Raw genomic sequence first — 20,461 nt, 5'->3', positions numbered from 1 at the left:
TCTACACGCCGTAGGCGCCTGCCCTGATTAGAAGAAGGACAGTCGCGCTACGGCGTGTCTGTTTCCGCTGTTTCCTTTCGACGCCGGTTCGCGTTACTGCTTGCCGAATTCGTCGCCCATCTCGCGCGCCCGCGCGTCGGCGGCCAGTGCGCCGCGCACGATCGCGTCCTTGATGCCGCTCGCTTCGAACGAGGCGAGCGCTGCCGCGGTCGTGCCGCCTTTGGATGTCACGCGCTCGCGCAGCACGCTCGGCGGCTCGTCGGAATTGGCCGCGAGTTGCGCGGCGCCCGTGAAGGTCGCGACCGCCAGCGCGCGGCCCTGCGCTTCGTCCATACCGAGCTGGCGCGCGGCTTCCTGCAGCGCTTCGATGAAATAGAACACGTAGGCCGGCCCGCTGCCCGAGATCGCGGTGACCGCGTCAATCTTCGCTTCGTCGTCGAACCAGACGGTTTCGCCGACCGCGCCGAGCACCTGTGACGCGAGCGCGCGGCCCGCTTCGTCGACGCTGCCGCTGGCGACGAGACCCGTGACGCCCATGCCGATCAGCGCCGGCGTATTCGGCATCACGCGCACGACGCGGTTGTGGCCAGCGAGCCAGCGCGACATGTCGTCGATGCGAATGCCCGCGACGATGCTGACGACGAGTTGCGACGCGCGCAGATGCGGCGCCAGCGTCCCGGCTACGCTCTTCAGGATCTGCGGTTTCACCGCGAGCACGACCGCGTCGTAGTCGGCGAGCGTGACGTCGGCGGCCGCGCCGGTGCGGATACCGAATTGCTGCTCGTTGCGCTGGCGCGCGTCTTCGTTCGGATCGACCGCGTACAGGTCCGCGGGCGTGGCGCCCCGCTTGATGAGGCCGCCGATCAACGCCGCGGCCATGTTGCCGCCGCCGATAAACGCAATTTTCATGATGGTCCGGATAGGTTCAGATGAGATGCGGTGAGGGCTTCGCGCAGCCAGGTTCGCGCAAGGGCCGTGGAAATGCTCAGCGCGAATAATCGCGTGCGCCGAAGATCGCGGTGCCGACGCGCACGATCGTCGCGCCTTCGAGCACGGCTGCTTCGAGATCGGCCGACATGCCCATCGACAGCGTATCGAGCGCGAGCCCGTCGTTACGCAAGCGCTCGAACAGCTCGCGCAATTGGCGATGCGGCGCGCGTTGTTCTGCGAGATCGCCGCCAGGTTCGGGAATCGACATCAGTCCGCGCAGCTTCAGCTTCGGCAGCGCGGCGACCTGTTGCGCGATAGCGGCCGCCTCGGCGATGGCGACGCCACTCTTCGACGCTTCACCGCTGACGTTGACCTGCAGGCACACGTTGAGCGGCGGCAGGTTGTCCGGGCGCTGCTCCGACAGCCGCTGCGCGATCTTTAGCCGATCGACCGAATGTACCCAGTCGAAATGCTCGGCGACGGGCCGCGTCTTGTTCGATTGCAGCGGCCCGATGAAATGCCATTCGAGCGACGCGCGCAGATCGGCAAGTGCCTCGATCTTGTCGAGCGCTTCCTGCACGTAGTTCTCGCCGAATGCGCGCTGACCGGCCGCATGAGCGGCGCGCACGGCATCGGCGGGAAACGTCTTGGAGACCGCGAGCAGCACCACGGACCGCGCATCGCGGCCGGCCGCTTGCGCGGCTCGGGCGATGCGCTCGTGCACGTCGGCGAGATTGTGAGGCAGATCGGACATGGAACGAACCGGTGTTCAGCGAAGACGATGGCCCGATTATACGGACAGCATGTGCTCGACCAATTCGATCCAGTGCGCGACCGGCGTCGACGTACCGCTTTGCAGATGCGCGATGCAACCGACGTTCGCCGACACGATCACCTGCGGCTCCTGCGCCTGCAAACGCTCGAGCTTCTGGTCGCGCAGCGCGTACGACAGGCGCGGCTGCAGCAGCGAGTAGGTGCCGGCCGAGCCGCAGCACAGATGGCTGTCGGCGGGCAGGCGCACTTCGACGCCGAGCGCGCTGAGCAGTTGCTCGACCTTGCCGCGGATCTGCTGGCCATGCTGCAGCGTGCAGGGTGGATGAAACGCGACCGTGTGTACCGAGCGGCGGCGCGTGATGGCGACGAGCTTTTCTTCGAACTCGGGCAGGATCTCGGAGACGTCGCGCGTCAATTCGACGATGCGGCGCGCCTTCTCGGCATAGGTCGGATCGAGGCGCAGCAGGTGCGCGTATTCCTTGACCGTCGCGCCGCAGCCCGACGCGTTCATCACGATCGCTTCAACGCCCTGTTCGACGTAGGGCCACCATGCGTCGATGTTCGTGCGCAGGTCATCGAGCGCTTCGTCGTGGTAGCCGAGGTGCAGGCGAATCGCGCCGCAACAGCCGGCGTCGGGCGCGATCAGCGTTTCGATGCCGAGCGCATCGAACACGCGCGCGGTCGCGATGTTGACGTTCGGCATCATCGACGGTTGCACGCAGCCTGCCAGCATCAGCACCTTGCGTTCGTGTTTTGCGCTCGGCCATGCGAGCGGGCGTTGGCGCGCGGGCACCTTGTCGCGCAGCTTCTTCGGCAGCAGGCCGCGCACGTGCTGACCCAGACGCATCGCCGGCGTGAAGATCGCGCTGTTCGGCAGCACGCTCGCGAGCAGGCGCCGCATCAGCCGCTGATTGAGCGGACGCTTGACTTTCTCTTCGGTGAGCTTGCGGCCGATTTCGACGAGCCGCCCATATTGCACGCCCGACGGGCAGGTCGACTCGCAATTGCGGCAGGTCAGGCAGCGGTCGAGGTGAACCTGCGTGCTGCGCGTGACCGGCGCGCCTTCGACCATCTGCTTGATCAGATAGATGCGCCCGCGCGGGCCGTCGAGCTCGTCGCCAAGCAGTTGGTAGGTCGGGCAGGTGGCCGTGCAGAAACCGCAATGCACGCATTTGTGCAGGATGGCGTCCGCTTCGTTGCCATCGGGCGTATTGCGAATGAAGTCCGCGAGGTTGGTTTGCATCGCGTCGCTCAGAAGTCGGAGTAGAGACGGCCGCGGTTGAAGATGCGGGCCGGGTCGAATGCATGTTTGAGGCCGCGATGGATTTTCATCAGCGGCGCGGGCAGCGGTGTGAATACGCCGGCGCTGCGGTCGTAGCCGTGGCCGCAGCGGAAGATGGTCGCGTGGCCGCCGGCCTGTTTCGCGCTGATGCGCACGGTTTGCGCGTCGGTGTCGGTGATCCACCAGCGCTGGCCGCCGCCCCATTCCATCAGTTGCGCGCCGGGCAGCTGCAGCGGCTCGGTGATCGACGGTAGCGCGAGGCGCCACAGCGCGGCCTTCGGCGGAATGCCCGCGAAAAACGAATCGGTCTGTTCGCGCAGGCCGGCCCAGAAGCGTTCAGCTTCGACCGCATCGACGACTTCGCCGCCGAGCCCGGTGCGGGCTGCCTTGACCGCGGCTTCCGCGCCGCCCAGGCGCACCGCGAGCGTGCCGTTGCGCCATGCGCTCGCGGTGATCGGCAGCGGCCGGCCGCCCCATTCGTTGAGCTTGCGTACCGCGTCGGTGCCGTTCATGTCGAACTTCAGCGTGGCTTCGACTTGCGGCCGCGGCAGCACTTTGACCGACAGCTCGAGGATCAGCCCCGAGCGTGCCGAGCGAGCCCGCGAGCAGCCGCGACACGTCGTAACCCGCGACGTTCTTGACGACCTGGCCGCCGAAGTGCAGCACCTGCCCCTGGCCGTTCATCACGACGGCGCCGAGCACGAAGTCGCGCGCGGCGCCGACGGCCGGCCTGCGCGGCCCCGAAATGCCAGCGGCGATGCAGCCGCCGAAGGTGGCCTGCGGCCCGAAGTGCGGCGGCTCGAACGGCAGCATCTGGTCGTGCTCGGCGAGCGCGGCTTCGATTTCCAGCAGCGGTGTTCCCGCGCGCGCGGTGATCACGAGCTCGGCCGGATCGTACGCGATGATGCCGCGATAAGCGCGCGTGTCGAGGATTTCACCTTCCAGCGTCTGGCCATACCAGTCTTTGGTGCCGCCGCCGCGTATGCGCAGCGCGCGTCCCTCGGCGCTGGCCGAACGCACGCGTTCGGACCATACGGCGACGATGTCGTCCTCTTCCATGGTGTCCTGCTCGTCGTGTTTCGTTTGATTGTACCGGGCGGCGGCTCGCTGGCAAGCCGGAGCGCACCCGCATGACGGGGCGCGGCATCGGTCTGGAGGGGCGCGCGCAAAGCGCCGCGCCGGCCGCCCGAGCATCAGCGCGGGCGCGGCGAACGGATGCGCGCTGCAAACGCCAGCCGCTAGAAGCGCGGCAGCTCGGGATGAGGCAGCAGCCCGCCGCGCACGTGCATCTTGCCGTATTCGGCACAGCGCGCCCGCGTCGGGATGCCCTTGTCGGGGTTCAACAGGCCGGGCGCGTCGAATGCCCGCTTGACCGCGTGGAACGTGTCGCGCTCTTCGGGCGAGAACTGCACGCACATCGAATTGATCTTCTCGATGCCGACGCCATGCTCGCCCGTCACCGTGCCGCCCAGCTCGACGCAAGCTTCGAGGATGTCGCAACCGAACAGCTCGGCGCGATGCCACTCGTCCTGGTCGTTGCCGTTGAACAGGATCAGCGGGTGCATGTTGCCGTCGCCGGCATGGAACACGTTGATGCAGCGCAACTGGTAGGTCTTCTCCATCTCCTCGATGCGCGCGAGCAGCGGCCCGATACTGCGGCGCGGCACGGTGCCGTCCATGCAGTAGTAGTCCGGCGAAATGCGGCCGGCGGCCGGAAACGCGTTCTTGCGCCCGGACCAGAAGCGCAGGCGCTCGGCTTCCGTGCGTGAAATCTGGATACGGGTCGCGCCATGCTCGCGCAGCACCGCGGTCATGCGCACGATCTCGGCCGCGACTTCCTCGGGCGTGCCGTCCGATTCGCACAGCAGGATCGCCGCCGCGTCGAGGTCGTAGCCCGCGTTGACGAACTCCTCGACCGCGCGCGTGGCGGGCTTGTCCATCATCTCGAGGCCGGCCGGAATGATGCCCGCCGCGATGATGCCCGCAACGGCGTCGCCGCCTTTGACGACGTCGTCGAAGCTGGCCATGATGACCTGCGCCGTTTGCGGCTTCGGGATCAGCTTGACGGTGACCTCGGTGACGATCGCGAACATGCCCTCGCTGCCGATCAGCACCGCGAGCAGATCGAGCCCCGGCGCGTCAGGCGCGAGCGAGCCGAATTCGACGATCTCGCCTTCCATCGTGACCGCGCGCACGCGCAGCACGTTGTGCACGGTGAGGCCGTACTTCAGACAATGCACGCCGCCCGAATTCTCTGACACGTTGCCACCGATCGTGCAGGCGATCTGCGACGACGGATCCGGCGCATAGTAAAGACCATACGGCGCCGCGGCTTCGGAGATCGCCAGATTGCGCACGCCCGGCTGCACGGTCGCGATGCGCGCGTACGAGTCGACTTCGACGATCTTGCGAAAGCGCGCGAGCGATACCACCACGCCGTGCCGAATCGGCATCGCGCCGCCGGACAGGCCGGTGCCCGCGCCGCGCGGCACGATGGGCACCTTGAGGCGATGGCAGATCTGCACGATGCGCTGCACCTGCGACTCGGTTTCCGGCAACACGACCGCGAGCGGCAGACGCCGGTACGCGGCGAGTCCGTCGCATTCGTACGCGACGGTGTCTTCTTCGCGATACAGCAGACAGTGGGTCGGCAACACGGCCATCAGCGCCTGCACGACTTCGCGCTGACGCCGCGCGAGGACTTCGGCCGACAGTTCAGCGGGTGCGTTCATGTGAGTTGTCTCCTCGTGGCTTGCGCCGGTCCGGCTTCCTGGTTCGAGCCGGCTGTTTCGTGCTGCCTGCTTCGCATCACTTGCGTGTTCAGCTTGGCGCGGTTGCCGCTGGGCGTGTCAGCGGTTTGCCGCGGCCGCCAAGCACGGTGTCGATCAGGCCGCCGCCCAGGCGAAGATCTTGCCCGGGTTCATCAGATTGCGAGGGTCTAGCGCGTGCTTGATGGAGCGCATCGTGTCGACCGCGACGTCGCCGTGCTCCTCGATGAGAAAGCCCATCTTGTGCAGGCCGATGCCATGCTCGCCGGTGCAGGTGCCGTCCATCCGCAGCGCGCGCTGCACGATGCGATGGTTCAGGCGCTCGGCTTCCTCGAGCTCTTCGGGCTTGTCCGGGTCGATCAGGATCGCGACGTGAAAGTTTCCGTCGCCGACATGGCCGACGATCGGGCAGGGCAGCGGCGACGCCAACAGATCCTGCTCCGTTTCGACCACACACTCCGCGAGACGCGAGATCGGCACACAGACGTCGGTGGTCACCGCGCGCGAGCCGGGCTTCAGTTGCAGCATCGCGAAATAGGCGTTGTGACGCGCGTTCCACAGACGGCTGCGGTCTTCGGGGCGCGTCGCCCATTCGAAGCCTTCACCGGCATTCTGTGCGGCGATTTCCTGCACGAGTTCGGCCTGTTCCTTGACGCCGGCCTCGGTGCCGTGAAATTCGAAGAATAATGTGGGCACTTCGCGCAGTGTCAGATTCGAATGGCGATTGATCGAGCGGATCGCAAGCGAATCGACGAACTCGACACGCGCGATCGGCACGCCGATCTGGATCGTCTCGATGACCGCGCGCACCGCATCGCCCATCGACGGGAACGTGCACACCGCGGCCGACACCGCCTCCGGCTGCGGATAGAGGCGCAGCGTGATTTCCGTTATCACGCCGAGCGTGCCTTCCGAGCCGACGAACAGGCGCGTGAGGTCGTACCCCGCCGACGATTTGCGCGCGCGCGAGCCGGTCTTGATCACGCGGCCATCGGCGAGCACGACCGTCAGGCCGAGCACGTTCTCGCGCATCGTGCCGTAGCGCACGGCGTTGGTACCCGACGCGCGGGTTGCCGACATCCCGCCGATGCTCGCGTCCGCGCCGGGGTCGATCGGGAAGAACAGGCCGGTGTCGCGCAGCGCTTCGTTCAGTTGCTTGCGCGAGATGCCGGGCTCGACGGTGACGGTCAGGTCTTCGGCGTTGATCGACAACACCCGGTTCATTTCCGACAGATCGATCGACACGCCGCCTTGCACGGCAAGCAGATGTCCTTCGAGCGACGAGCCATTGCCGTACGGAATGATCGGCACGTCGTACTGGCCGCACAGCTTGACGGCGGTTTGCACGTCTTCGGTTGTACGCGCGAACACGACGGCGTCAGGCAGTTGCGGATCGAACGGTGATTCGTCGCGGCCGTGGTGCGCACGCACGGCTTCGGCAACGGAAACCCGATCGCCGAAAGCGGCTTTGAGCTGGTTCAGCAATGCGGTGGGAAACGGCCGGCGTAGCGGCGCCGGCGGCACGGGATGGTTCACGCATGTCTCCTGTGTCGACCGGAGTTAGCGCTACAGCGCTTACTCCGGTCCCATGAAAGTTTCTTTAGATAACGGTCTGTTTGCAGCAAGTGTTTCATTTTACGCCGTTCGCCCACCAGGCGGCGCTGGGCCGGCTTCCGCTCATATAATGGCGGCGATTTCGCGATGCGTGCAATATGGACAAACCAGCTGGCAGCATCGTCACTAATGCATGGGAGACGTCATGGGCAATCGCCTCAGCAAGATCACCACTCGCACCGGCGACGACGGCACCACCGGTCTCGGCGACGGCCGCCGCGTGCGCAAGGACAGCGCGCGTATCGCCGCGATTGGCGACGTCGACGAACTGAATTCGAATCTCGGCGTGCTGTTGTGCGAGAAGCTGCCCGAGAACGTGCGCGCGGCGCTGGTCGCAATCCAGCACGACCTGTTCGATCTGGGCGGCGAGCTGTGCATTCCCGGTCACACGATGATTACCGAACAGCATCTCGCGCAGCTCGACGGGTGGCTCGCCGACCACAACGCCATGTTGCCGCCGCTGAAGGAATTCATTCTGCCGGGCGGTTCGCGCGCGGCCGCGCTCGCGCATGTGTGCCGTACCGTTTGCCGGCGCGCGGAGCGGGCGATCGTCGCGCTTGGCGAACACGAGGCGCTGAATGCGGCACCACGTCAGTACGTGAACCGGCTGTCCGATCTGCTGTTCGTGCTGGCGCGCGTGCTCAATCGCGTGGACGGCGGCACCGACGTGCTGTGGCAGCACGATCGCGGCGCGCCTTGAATGGCGACGCACATGTGCGCATAGACACGCACGGTGCTTCGCACGAGCCGACGCTCAACCGACGGCGAGCGTGACCGGCTTGCCGATGCGGCTCAGCATTTCCACGAGCGTGTCGATCGTGAACTTGTTGGTTTTCTTGTTGACGACGTCGGACACGCGCGGGCGCGACACCATCAGAATTTCGGCCGCCTCGGCCTGCTTCAGATGATGCTGTTCGATCCACGTGGACAGCTCGGTCATCAGCTGTTCCTTGAGCAGCCGCGTGTCGTTGATCTGCTTTTGCGACGCATCGTGAAGGCGCTTCGCTTCCTCGGCGGAAAAACCGAGTTCGAGGAACACGTTCGCGCCGGCTCGCGTTACGTGACGAATGTTGGTGTCGATCGTCATGGCTGGGTGGTCCTGTAATGGGTGATGGCGCGGTAGCGCATTTCGGCAATTTTTCTGTCGCGCGGTCCGAGCCTCTGCGTTTTCTTCTGAAAGCAATGCAGCACGTACAGCGCTTCGGCGTATTTGGTCACGTACATCACGCGAAAAATGCCGTCCTGGTCTCTGATGCGAATTTCGCGCGTTCCCGCGCCGATAGACTCGAATGGTTTCCAGTCGTCAGGGTCGAGTCCTGACTGAATCTTGTGAAGCTGAAACCCTGCGAGACGACGTGCTTCGTCGGGAAAAACGAGCAAATCACAGTAGCTGGAGCCTAACCAGCGAATTTCTTTTTCCTGCTCCATCGCCACCTCGTGTATAAAATCTTATACGCATTCTCCAGCCTGGTCAAGCGTGTAAGCGACCAGGCAACGAGTTATGACGATATCGAGGCGGCAGGCTGACTACCATTCGTCCGAATGGCCAATAAAAAACCCGGTTCGATATTGAACCGGGTTTCTTCCACGGACTGCCGACAAGCCCCCGCAGTGGCTGCGGGGGCAGGTGTTCAGTTGCCGCTGCCGCGCGCGACGCGGCGCTGCCTGACCGCTTCGGCAAGGCCTTCGAGCACGGCGACGCTCTCATCCCAGCCGATGCACGCATCGGTAATGCTCTGCCCGTACGTGAGCTCGCAGCCTTCCTGCAGATCCTGGCGGCCCGCGACGAGATGCGACTCCACCATCACGCCGACGATCCGCTCGTCACCCGTGGCAATCTGACGGCCGATGTCCGCGCACACAGGAATCTGGTTCTCGTGCTTCTTCGAGCTGTTGGCGTGGCTCGCATCGATCATCAGACGCGCGGCGAGGCCCGCCTTACCGATGTCCGCGCAGGCCGCGTTGACGCTGTCGGCGTCGTAGTTCGGCGTTTTGCCGCCACGCAGAATCACGTGGCAATCCTCGTTGCCCGCGGTCGATACGATCGCCGAGTGGCCGCCCTTCGTGACCGACAGGAAATGATGCGGCTGCGAGGCGGCCTTGATCGCGTCGACGGCGATCTTCACGTTGCCGTCCGTGCCGTTCTTGAAGCCGACCGGGCACGACAGTCCCGAAGCCAGCTCGCGGTGCACCTGCGATTCGGTCGTGCGCGCGCCGATGGCACCCCAGGAGATCAGATCCGCGATGTACTGCGGGCTGATCATGTCGAGGTACTCGGTGCCGGCCGGCAGGCCGAGTTCGTTGATGCGCAGAAGCAGCTCGCGCGCGGTGCGCAGCCCTTCGTTGATCTTGAAGCTGTTGTCCATATGCGGGTCGTTGATGAGACCCTTCCAGCCCACCGTCGTACGCGGCTTTTCGAAGTACACGCGCATCACGACTTCGAGTTCGCCGGCAAAGCGCTTGCGCTGCTCGATCAGACGCCCCGCGTATTCGATCGCGGCCTTCGGATCGTGAATCGAGCACGGGCCGATCACGACGATCAGACGATCGTCCATGCCGTGCAGAATGCGATGCATCGCGGTGCGCGAGTCGTAGATCACGTTGGAAACCTTCTCGTCGCAGGCAAATTCGCGGATCAGGTGAGCGGGCGGCGTGAGTTCCTTCAATTCGCGGATGCGGACATCATCGGTATTGTGCGGGGGCATGTTGTTCTCCTGAAACGGTTCGTAGCGTGTTCGCGCGGGCAACGGGGCGATCAGTCAGCGATCAAACAGCGAGGCCAGCGCGGACGACAATCAAAAAATGGTCAACGACAAAATGTCAGTCAGGTATCGAAAAACGTGAGACGAAAAAAAACCGCCAGGCTAGCTGGCGGTTTTTCGGGAATTCTCGGTGTCCTGCGTGCACTAACACCCCTCTCGATCCGCCAGCGGTCTGAGATACCAAAAAAAGTAAAAATAAAACTTGGCGGACATGGCGAAGTGAATGCGTCGCTGGTCAAAAAGGGTGAGTGACTTTATAACCCGGTACAGGCTCGGCTGACAAGCTGGGTCGCCGAAAAATGCGGAAAACCCGCATGCTTCGCGCTTTGCATGCGTGAAGCATGCATTGGTCGCGAAATCAGGCGGTGCCGCCGACGGTCATCCGCTCGATGCGCAGCGTCGGTTGACCGACGCCCACCGGCACGCTCTGGCCTTCCTTGCCGCACACGCCCACGCCCGAATCGAGCTTCATGTCGTTGCCGATCATCGTGACGTACTTCAGCGATTCCGGTCCGCTGCCGATCAGCGTCGCGCCCTTGACCGGATACGTGATCTTGCCGTTCTCGATCATGTACGCCTCGGAGGCCGAGAACACGAATTTGCCGTTCGTGATGTCGACCTGACCGCCGCCGAAGTTCACCGCATAGAGGCCGTTCTTCACGGACGCGAGGATTTCTTGCGGGTCCTTGTCGCCGTTCAGCATGTAGGTGTTGGTCATGCGCGGCATCGGCAGCGCCGCGTACGATTCGCGTCGAGCGTTGCCGGTGACCGGCATCTTCATCAGACGCGCGTTCAGCGTGTCCTGGATGTAGCCCTTCAGGATGCCGTCCTCGATCAGCGTCGTGCACTGGGTCGGATTGCCTTCGTCATCGATATTGAGCGAGCCGCGACGATTCGGCAGCGTGCCGTCGTCGACCACGGTGACGCCCTTCGCGGCGACTTGCTCGCCGATGCGTCCCGCGAATGCCGACGACCCTTTGCGGTTGAAGTCGCCCTCGAGCCCGTGGCCGATCGCCTCGTGCAGCAGCACGCCGGGCCAGCCCGGCCCGAGCACGACGGTCATCGCGCCGGCCGGCGCCGGACGCGCGTCGAGATTGACGAGAGCGGCGTGCACCGCATCGTCGACATAGCGCGATAGCACTTCATCGGTGAAATAGCCGTAGTCGAAACGCCCGCCGCCGCCGCCGCTGCCGATTTCGCGGCGGCCGTTCTGCTCGGCGATCACCGTTACCGAGACACGCACGAGCGGCCGGATGTCGGCCGCGAAGCCGCCGTCGCTGCGCGCGACCAGCACCACGTCGTATTCGCCGGCGAGGCCCGCCATCACCTGCTGGATGCGCGGGTCGCGGCCGCGCGCCATCTGCTCGATGCGCTCGAGCAGTTTGACCTTGGCGGTGGCGTCGAGCGAATGCAGCGGGTCGGACGGCAGGTACAGATCGCGCCCGGCGATGCCGGTCAGCGACGACGCCACCTTGATCTTCTGCTTGCCGCCGCCTGCCTTGGCGATCGCGCGCGTGGCGATGGCCGCCTGGCGGATCGCTTCGGGCGACAGGTCGTCCGAGTAGGCGAACGCGGTGCGGTCGCCCGACACGGCGCGCACGCCGACACCCTGATCGATGCTGAAGCTGCCCGACTTCACGATGCCTTCCTCGAGACTCCACGCTTCGCTGCGAGTGGTCTGGAAGTACAGGTCCGCGTAGTCGACGCGGTGCGTGAAGATTTCGGCGAGCGTGCGCGTGAGCAGCGATTCGTCGAGACCATAGGGCGTGAGGAGGATGTCCTTGGCGGCGGCGAGATTACGGATACCGGGTTCGATGATGTTCATGCGAAGTATGTTCTGCTCGATACGAAGGGGTCGGGGAGCGCCTGCGTCGCAATATGCGTGGTAGGCGCCGCAGTTTCAATGTCGGTTTCAGGTCAGCACGCGATGACGCCATGCCGGCAGGCTCTGCCGCACTTCCTCGATGCGCGCGCGTTCGAGGTTGCCCGCGACCACGCCGGCGCCCTCGTCGCGCACCGCGACGATCTCGCCCCACGGGTCGATCAGCATGCTGTGGCCCCAGGTGCGGCGGCCGTTTTCATGTTTGCCGCCTTGCGCCGCGGCGAGCACGTAGCACTGGTTTTCGATCGCGCGAGTGCGCAGCAGCAGCTCCCAATGCGCGCGGCCGGTCGTGTAGGTAAACGCGGACGGCACCACGATCAGCGTGCAGTCGCCCATGCGCCGGTACAGCTCGGGAAAGCGCAGATCGTAGCAGACCGACAGGCCGACCCGGCCGAATGGCGCCTCGAAGCTTTGCACCGAGGTGCCGGGTCGAATCGTGCGCGCTTCGTCGAATGATTCTTCGCCCTTTTCGAAGTTGAACAGGTGGATCTTGTCGTAGCGCGCGGCCTCGTTGCCGTTCGGGTCGAACACCAGCGTCGTGTTCAGTACGCGCGACGGCTCCGGTGCGTTCAGCGGCAGGGTGCCGCCGATCACCCAGATCTGGTGGCGGCGCGCGGCGTCGGCGAGAAAGCGTTGGATCGGGCCGTCCTGATGCGGCTCGCGCACGGCGAGCTTGTCGGTGTCCTTGAAGCCCATGAAACAGAAATACTCGGGGAGCAGCACGAGTTGCGCGCCGTCGGCGGCGGCTTCGGTGATCAGGCGCTCTGCGTCGGCGAGATTGCGATCGCGATCCGGCGAACTGACCATCTGCAGCGCGGCAACCCGGAAGGGGCTGGCTACAAGGCCGCTGGACGTTGCGGCGGATGCGGATGAAGTGACGTGTGTTTCGCTCATGAGCGTGTCGAAAGACTCCCGGCGGGCGGCGGTGTGAAGCGCGGGCGCCGCATGCATGGTTCTGGGCTGGCTCGGCCCCGTTGGCGCATTGAGTCGATAGAGCGGCACGAGCGGCCGCGTGGTTCGAGACGGCGGCGCCAGGGAAGCCGGAGCTCAGTGCGCTTCCACGGCCGAAGCCGGAGCGTCAATCTTACCCCGTTCGCCCGTCACCCGCTCGACGTGCGGTTTCGACCACGAGCCGGTGATCGCGTAGTCGCGCGCGAATACGTGCGACACCCCATGTGTGAACGCGATATCGGCGATCAGCGCGCCGAGGCCGATCAGCGGATTGATGACCGTCGCGGCGATCACCGCGGAGCCGGCGCTGACGGTCGGCACTACGTGCAGGTGCAGGTCCTGGCTCTTCTGCGCGATGTCGACCGAGCCCACCATCTCGGCGCGGGCCGGCGCGGTCACCATCCTGAAGTTGTCGGTGCGAGCGATGCCGTCATGAATCTGCGCGGTACCCGTCACGCTCGAAAACGGCAGGCCCTCGCCGATCACATCGCGGAAATTGAGTGTGGCGATGCGCGCGAGGCTTTGCAGGCTCAGCACGCCGAGCAGCGTCGCGACGCCCGGATCGACCTTCAGGATCTGACCGTGGTGTAGATCCAGCGCGAGGTTGCCGTTCAGCGTCGAATAGTCGATCGTGGTCGGGCCGCCCTGCCACACGGCCTTGCCCTGAATCGAGCCGGTGCCGCCCCTGAGCGTCCTCGGCAGACCGAAGCGCTCGAGCATCGCGCCGGCATCCTTGATGTCGAGCTTGAAATCGAACACGGTGCGGCGCGGCATGGCTTCGTCGGCCGAGGTGGGCAGTTCGGTCGAGGTGCGCCAGTTCGCGGTCGCGGTCAGCGTCGCGGTGGGGTTCGTCACGTCGAGCTTGTCGAGCTGCCAGACCGGCACGCCGTTTTCTTCGAAGTTGTGCGCATCGACCTCGAGCCGGCCGACGTTGCGATCGTGCACGATCAGTTCGTTTACGACCAGATCGATCGACGGCATGTTCAGCGCGGGCGCCGACATCGCCGGACCAAGCAGGTCCTTGTCCGCGACCGACGGAATCACGACGCGCGCGAAGCGCGCCTGCAGTTCGCCCGGCGATTCGCGGGTCGCTCCCGGCAGCCACGACACGTGGCCCGACACCTGATTCGACGCGATGTTCGCCTGCCACGTGCGGTCCGCGTGCGACGCGCCGACGATCACGTTGTCCCAGTGACGCTTGAGCAGCGTAAGCATGTCGATGTGCAGCGCGAAGCGGTTCGGCAGGAACTGCGTGAGCATGGGATTCGGCGCGGCCGCGGGTGTGGCCGCGCTGCTGGCGGTATTACCGCCGTTCGCACTGCCGTTCACGCCATTCGCCCCGTCCGCGCTCGCGCCCGCGCGCAGCTGCGCGGCGAGCACGCGCCAGGCGTCGGCATTGAACTCCTTGATGTCCACCACGGCGACCACGCCCTCGGACGGCAGGTCGACCGGCCGGTTCACGCCGATCGCGCCGCGCACGACGGTCGGTGACGTACGCGGCTGCGCGTTGGGCCGATAGCGCAGTAGATACGCGGCGGCGACCGGCCCCAACGTCAGGTCGGCGCGTTCGAGGCCGGCTTCGCCCGGCACCGTCGACGGATTGACCGAGAAGTGCAGCGGCATCGGTGTGCCGGCAGTCTTTTTGAACGGCGCTGGAAAATCGAGCCCGAGGCCGCTCAGATCAGAGTTGGCGCTGACCTCGGGCAGGCGGCCCTTCGCGCCGGTGACGCGCAATGCATAAGGCGCGCTGCCGCTCATATGCGTGAGCACCTGTGCGGCCGGGCCATGCAGATGCAGTTCGCGCGCGGCATCGACGGCGATGTGGCCGTTGAGTGCGAGCGCGTACGTGCCGTCTTGGCGCAAGCCGCCGTTCGCATGCACGTCACCGCCGAGGAACTGGCCGGAGAGCCGCTCGACTTCGGCCGTGCGCTCGGTGAAGCGCACCCGGCCGTTCAGCTGCGACAGCGACGGCGCATTGCTCACGCTCAGGCGATTGTTCTGGAAGCCGAGCGCGCCTTCCACGCCGATATGCGGCTTCGGCGTACGCGGGATCGTCAGCTTCAGCGCGAGCGACGCGGGCCCTTCCGCGCGAATCTTTTCGGTCTGGTGCCGCGCCATGATGCCGAGCGAGCTGCCGTTCACGTAGTCGAGCATATCGGCGAGCGGGCCGCGGCCGTTGCCCTCTATGGTGAGGTTCGAGCCTTTGGTGCCGAGGTCGTCGATGCGGCCGTTCACGCCGGTCAGCGCGACGCGCTTGTAACGGCCGCGGTCGATGTCGAAGCGCAGCAGGTTCTGCTTGAGTTCGAACACGCCGTCGATTCCGTCGAGCGGCGGCCAAACGTTTGGCGTGCCGTTGCGCATGTTGCGCGGCGGGAACGGCGTCGGATCGAACTTGCCGCCGGTGAACGGCGCGACGATGCGGAAGATGCCGGCGTCGGGGTCGCGCGCGTAGGGGAACTTGGTCAGGTCGCCGTGCACTTCGATCGTGCCGCCACGCGACACGCCAGCCTGCAAGCCGTGGCCGAGGTAAATGCGCAGCTTTTCGCTGACCGCGGTCGGCAGATAGCGGGCGATGTGCGTCACCTGCGCGCGCTGGAAGTCGGCTTTCAGGTCGAGCGAGCCGCGGCCGTGGCCGGGATTGCTGTAGCTCGCAGTCGCGCTCGCCTCGACGTCAGGGTTCGATACGCTGAAATCGTTGAGCTTGACCGCGAACGCGGGACGCGTGTCGCCCGGTGCCTTCGTGCCCATCGTCCAGTCGGCGCGGCCGTGCAGACGCGCAAGCGTGAGACGCGGATCGTCGAACACGCCCGGCAGCGTGATCGCCACGTTGGTCGTATCGAGGTTCGCGTGGCCGCCTTTTTCATCGGCGTCGACGTTGCCCCACAGGTTTTCGATGCCGGGAACGCCGGCGCGCGGGTGGCCGCGCGGCGTCAGGCCCGGCCCCGGCTCCTGGGCGGCAAAGCTGATGCCCTGCAAATCGCCCTTGAAGCGATAACGCTCGATCGGTTCAGCACCCGTGGGCCGACGGTCGCTGCCCACTTCTCCGGATTCCGGCTTGCCGCGCTCGAGCTCGATCACGTAGTTCGCGACGCGCCCGCGCGGATTGATGCGCACGAGTTCATTGAGAAAGTGCCGCGGCAGCGGCAGCGCGCGGCTGAATTCGGCGAGGATGCCGAGATCTACGCGATCGCCGCTGACGCTCAAAAGCTGCCCATGCTGCTGCGACGCCATCCGGTAGCGGCTGTCGAGGGTCCGGAAGCGCAGGATGCGCGTGAGCGGCGTGCCGTCTTCGAGCGGCGGCTGGCCGAGCTCGGCACGCAGGTCCGACAGCTGCAGCCGGTACTCGCCTTCGTTTGCCTCGACGCGCCACAGAAAGTGGGCGATCGGCACGAGTAGCCTTGGCTGGGTCGGGCGCACGCGCATCGCGACGTCGTTGCCGTTCAACTGGCCGGTCGCCTGGGTCATGCGGCCTTCGCTGAAGTCGATCCAGATTGCATTGTCGATGCGGCCGGCGAATGTCTCGATCGGGAACTGGATGTAGCGCGCGAGCGTCGGCAGATCGACCGGGCCCGTCGACATGTACACCTGCCCGCTCCAGTTGATCGGCTTGCCGATCGCGGAGAGCGGCGCGTGGCGGAAGTGCGTGCGGAAGTCGAGCGGGCCTTTCAGCACCTGGCCGTCGGGTGGCGCCTGCAGCGCCATGCGGTGGTCGCGGCCGTCATTGAGGATCGCGAGGCGGATGTCGCGCAGCGCCAGTTCGGATTCGTTGCGCGTCGCGTCGCGCCAGCGCAGCACGCCGCCGCGCACGACGATCGCCTGCTGACGCAACAACCAGGTGGACAGCGCGTCGTTGCCGCTGTGGCGCGTCGGCACCGGCACGCCCGCGACCGACAGCACGCCGTCCTCGCTGCGCGACACCAGCACGTCCGGCTGATCGACGATCAGGCTCGACAGCGCCAGATGAAACTCCCACAACGAGCGCCAGGACACCGACGCGGTGGCGTGCGGAATCGTCAGCGCGGGTAGGCCGTCGTGATCGCGGATGACGAGGTTCGTGACATCGAGCCCTGGCTGGAAGCCGCTCCAGTGCGGCGCGAGCCGGCCGATCGTGAATTGGGTGCGCAGCTTGTCGGAGACCGCGGCTTCGATGCGCGGCCGGAACGTGTCGACGCGCGGCAGCACCACGTAGCGCAAACCCAGAAACAGTCCGCCCGCGATGAAATAGAGGACGAGCGCGAGCGTGGCGAGCACGCGCAACGTCCGACGCAGCACGATGTGGTCGCTTCCGCTCACATGCCGGACCTGCGGGGGGGCTTGCGGGTCGGCGGATTCGTTTCGCTCGGACATGCTGCGGCGGCTGGGCGTATGGTAGTTTTGCGTGTTAACGACGAAATGTATCACACGGGAAAGCGTCGGCGGACCTCCTGCAAACCCTGTCCGACGGCCCGTGACGCGGATTGGCGAGGCCGTCCGGCATGCGGTTCGGCACGCTTGTCGCCGCATGCCGATGGCACGACGGAACGACACGACAACGACCCCGGAACGACACCGTACACCGTCAGAATACCGCCGGACAAATTCGATCAAGCAACGAGCGAGCCAGATTTTTGATGACTGACGCCACCCTCCTGAGTTCCAGCTATTCGCACTATGCCGCGCGCGCCGCCGCGGCCCGCCCGCAACTGGTCGCGCATGTCGGCGCGCTGGCCGACGAACCGCTGACGCGCGAGCGCATCGACGCGCGTCTCGACGAACTGTGCGCCGAGGCGGCGGGCCCAGCCGGTGCGCCGGTCAACGAAGATGCGCTGAAGCGCGCGCTGCGCCAGCTGCGCACCGAAGTATTCTGCGCGGTGATGGAGCGCGACCTGGCCGGTGAGGCCGATATCGCCGAAGTCACCGGCGCGATGACCGATCTCGCGGAAACGACGATCCAGCGCGCGCTGACGGTGCTGAGCGCCGAGCTCGAAGCGCTGTATGGCGAGCCGCGCGACCAGCAGGGCGAACGGCTCACGCTCGGCGTGGTCGGTATGGGCAAGCTCGGCGGGCGCGAGCTGAACGTGTCGTCGGATATCGACCTGATCTTCGTCTATGAGGACGACGGCGAGACCGCCGGCGGCCAGCGCTCGCCGCTCGCGACCCAGGAGTTCTTCACGCGGCTCGGCAAGCGGCTGATCGGCGCGCTCGCCGAAGTCACCGCCGACGGCTACGTGTTTCGCGTCGATATGCGTCTGCGGCCGAACGGCGATTCGGGGCCGCTCGTATGCAGCCTCGGCATGCTCGAAGAGTATTTCTATGTGCAGGGCCGCGAGTGGGAGCGCTACGCGTGGATCAAGGGCCGGCTCGTGTCCGAGGGCGCGAGCGCCTCGGCGCAGCGGCTGCAGAAGCAACTCGGGGCGATCGTCACGCCGTTCGTCTATCGACGCTATCTGGATTTCGGCGTGATCAGCGCGATTCGCGCGCTGCATCTGCAGATCCGCCAGGAGGCGCAGCGCCGCGCGTCGATGCGCCCCGACAAGGCCGACGACATCAAGCTCGGCCGTGGCGGCATCCGTGAAATCGAATTCAGCGCGCAGGTGTTCCAGCTGATCCGCGGCGGCCAGGACGCCGGCTTTCGCGTGCGGCCGACGCTCGCCGTGCTGCGCCACGCGGCCACGCATGGGTTGATGGACCCGTCGGTGTGCGTGAAGCTGTCGCAGGCGTATCGCTTTCTGCGGGAGCTCGAGCATCGTTTGCAATATCGCAACGACGCGCAGACCCACGCAATGCCCATCGATGCCGAAGACCGCATGGCGCTCGCGCGCGCGATGGGCTGCGACGACTACCCGCAATTGATGACGAAGCTCGACGCGCATCGCGAGTTCGTCGAACAGCAGTTCGACCAGATTTTCGCCGACAAGGTGGGCGGCCGCGACGGTTGCGGCGCGCCCGAGGACGGCGCGGCCGCGTGGGTGTGGAGCAGCGCGCTCGCCGACGATAGCGCCGACGACGCACTGCGCGCGCGCCTCGTCGAACTGGGGGTGGCCGAGCCCGGTGAGCTGCTCGCCCGGCTGCAGGCGGTGTGGCGTTCGTCGCGCTACGCGGGCCTGAACGAGCGCAGCCGGCAGCGTTTCGACATCGTCGCGCAGCGCGCGCTCGAAGCCGCGCGCACGCTGGAGCCGGCCGGGCGGCGCGGCGATACGGTCGCCCGCCTGTTCGATCTGCTCGAAGCGGTGAGCCGGCGCGGCGCGTATCTGGCGCTTCTGACCGAGTATCCGCAGGCGCTGCACCAGGTGCTGTCGGTGCTGGGCGGCTCGCGCTGGGCGGCCGGCTATCTGATCCGCCATCCGCAGCTGCTCGACGAGCTGCTCGACGTCGAGGCGATCAACAGTCCGTTCGACTGGGCTGAATTCAAGCGTACGCTGTGTTTGCGGCTCGCCGCCGCCGATGGCGTCGAGCAGCAGATGGATCTGCTGCGTCACGCGCATCAGGCCGAGGTGTTCCGCATTCTGCTGATCGATCTTGCCGGCAAGCTGTCCGTCGAGCACGTCAGCGACCGGCTGTCCGAGCTCGCCGACGCAGTGCTCGACGTGACGATCGAAGCCGTGTGGAAGCAGTTGGCCAAACGTCATCGCGACGTGCCGCGCTTCGCGGTGATCGCCTACGGCAAGCTCGGCGGCAAGGAGCTCGGCTACGCGTCGGACCTCGACCTGATCTTCCTGTACGACGATCCCGACGATGCCGCCGCCGACGTCTACGCAACCTACACACGGCGTCTGATCACATGGCTGACCACCGCGACCGGCGCCGGCACATTGTTCGACATCGACCTGCGGCTGCGGCCCAACGGCGAGTCGGGCCTGCTCGTCACCGACCTCGATGCGTTCCGCCGCTACCAGTTGCGCGAGGGCGACGCGGCGAATACCGCGTGGGTGTGGGAGCATCAGGCGCTGACGCGTGCGCGCTACTGCGCGGGCGATCCGGAGATCGGCGCGAAGTTCGAGGCGATCCGCGAACAGGTGCTGACGACGCCGCGCGAAGCGGCGCCGCTCGCGAAAGAGATCGTCGAGATGCGCGCGCGTGTCGAGGCGGGACACCCGAACCATACGCCGGCGCTGTTCGACCTGAAGCACGACCGCGGCGGCATGGTCGATATCGAGTTCACCGTGCAGTACTGGGTGCTGCTGCATGCGGCGCGCGATCCCGAGCTGATCCGCAATACCGGCAATATCGCGCTGCTGCGTGAGGTGTCGCGTTTCGGGCTGATGAGCGAAGCGGAAGCGGAGACGGTCGGCGCCGCCTATCGGCGCTATCGCAAGCTGCAGCACACGCTGCGGCTCGATGGGATGGAGAAGGCGCGGGTCGATCCGGCGCTGGTCTCGGCCGAGCGCGAGGCGGTGCTGGCGTTGTGGAAGAGGGTGTTTGGGTAATGACGCTCACGCACTTCGCGTAGCGCATCATGCGCGGCCGGGATCGGTGTGACGTCCCGGCCAGGCCGACCCAGCCGTGTGCGGCCGTCTAT

Annotated in this window: 13 protein-coding genes and 1 pseudogene; 2 read left to right on the top strand and 12 right to left on the bottom strand. The window is 66.1% G+C overall.

Translation table 11 applies throughout. The features are described from left to right. Positions 1-93: 93 nt before the first annotated feature. The 6 genes and pseudogenes from proC to OKW44_RS24730 form a co-directional block, all read right to left on the bottom strand. Entirely contained in the window at positions 94-909 is an 816-nt protein-coding gene (proC, locus tag OKW44_RS24755; protein ID WP_018419462.1) for a pyrroline-5-carboxylate reductase, read from the bottom strand. Between the two features lie 76 nt (positions 910-985). Beyond that, positions 986-1,684 (bottom strand): YggS family pyridoxal phosphate-dependent enzyme, encoded by a 699-nt coding sequence (locus OKW44_RS24750; protein ID WP_018419463.1) that lies wholly within the window; start codon positions 1,682-1,684, stop codon positions 986-988. A gap of 36 nt (positions 1,685-1,720) precedes the next feature. After that, positions 1,721-2,947, bottom strand: a complete 1,227-nt coding sequence (gene glcF / locus OKW44_RS24745) for a glycolate oxidase subunit GlcF (RefSeq protein WP_018419464.1) — start codon at positions 2,945-2,947, stop codon at positions 1,721-1,723. 8 nt (positions 2,948-2,955) lie between these two features. Then, positions 2,956-4,045, bottom strand: a pseudogene (gene glcE, locus OKW44_RS24740) (glycolate oxidase subunit GlcE). 179 nt (positions 4,046-4,224) lie between these two features. Continuing rightward, positions 4,225-5,718, bottom strand: a complete 1,494-nt coding sequence (locus tag OKW44_RS24735; protein WP_018419466.1) for an FAD-linked oxidase C-terminal domain-containing protein — start codon at positions 5,716-5,718, stop codon at positions 4,225-4,227. Between the two features lie 153 nt (positions 5,719-5,871). Beyond that, the gene (locus OKW44_RS24730) at positions 5,872-7,290 is read right to left on the bottom strand and encodes an FAD-linked oxidase C-terminal domain-containing protein (RefSeq protein ID WP_018419467.1); all 1,419 of its coding nucleotides are present in this window, start codon (positions 7,288-7,290) and stop codon (positions 5,872-5,874) included. Positions 7,291-7,513: 223 nt separating this feature from the next. Here OKW44_RS24730 and OKW44_RS24725 point away from each other — a divergent pair, with 223 nt between their 5' ends. Then, positions 7,514-8,068, top strand: coding sequence for a cob(I)yrinic acid a,c-diamide adenosyltransferase (locus OKW44_RS24725; RefSeq protein WP_018419468.1), 555 nt, complete (start codon positions 7,514-7,516; stop codon positions 8,066-8,068). Positions 8,069-8,122: 54 nt separating this feature from the next. Here OKW44_RS24725 and OKW44_RS24720 read toward each other — a convergent pair whose 3' ends face one another. The 6 genes from OKW44_RS24720 to OKW44_RS24695 form a co-directional block, all read right to left on the bottom strand. Further along, entirely contained in the window at positions 8,123-8,455 is a 333-nt protein-coding gene (locus OKW44_RS24720) for a helix-turn-helix domain-containing protein (RefSeq protein ID WP_018419469.1), read from the bottom strand. Next, positions 8,452-8,796, bottom strand: coding sequence for a type II toxin-antitoxin system RelE/ParE family toxin (locus tag OKW44_RS24715; protein WP_018419470.1), 345 nt, complete (start codon positions 8,794-8,796; stop codon positions 8,452-8,454). The genes OKW44_RS24720 and OKW44_RS24715 overlap by 4 nt, the downstream gene beginning before the upstream one ends. A 203-nt stretch (positions 8,797-8,999) precedes the next feature. Then, entirely contained in the window at positions 9,000-10,073 is a 1,074-nt protein-coding gene (gene aroG, locus OKW44_RS24710; RefSeq protein ID WP_018419471.1) for a 3-deoxy-7-phosphoheptulonate synthase AroG, read from the bottom strand. Positions 10,074-10,488: 415 nt separating this feature from the next. Next, positions 10,489-11,955, bottom strand: coding sequence for a metalloprotease TldD (gene tldD / locus OKW44_RS24705; RefSeq protein WP_018419472.1), 1,467 nt, complete (start codon positions 11,953-11,955; stop codon positions 10,489-10,491). Positions 11,956-12,042: 87 nt separating this feature from the next. After that, the gene (locus OKW44_RS24700) at positions 12,043-12,906 is read right to left on the bottom strand and encodes a carbon-nitrogen hydrolase family protein (protein ID WP_026225607.1); all 864 of its coding nucleotides are present in this window, start codon (positions 12,904-12,906) and stop codon (positions 12,043-12,045) included. Positions 12,907-13,059: 153 nt separating this feature from the next. Further along, positions 13,060-17,310 (bottom strand): YhdP family protein, encoded by a 4,251-nt coding sequence (locus OKW44_RS24695; RefSeq protein WP_018419474.1) that lies wholly within the window; start codon positions 17,308-17,310, stop codon positions 13,060-13,062. Positions 17,311-17,570: 260 nt separating this feature from the next. Between OKW44_RS24695 and glnE the strand changes: the two genes are divergently transcribed. Further along, entirely contained in the window at positions 17,571-20,369 is a 2,799-nt protein-coding gene (gene glnE, locus OKW44_RS24690) for a bifunctional [glutamate--ammonia ligase]-adenylyl-L-tyrosine phosphorylase/[glutamate--ammonia-ligase] adenylyltransferase (protein ID WP_275426072.1), read from the top strand. The last annotated feature ends 92 nt before the right edge of the window (positions 20,370-20,461 follow it).

The sequence above is a fragment of the Paraburkholderia lebeckiae genome (assembly GCF_050436325.1).
Lineage (GTDB): Bacteria > Pseudomonadota > Gammaproteobacteria > Burkholderiales > Burkholderiaceae > Paraburkholderia > Paraburkholderia tuberum.
This window is presented reverse-complemented; position numbering and strand designations above follow the sequence as displayed.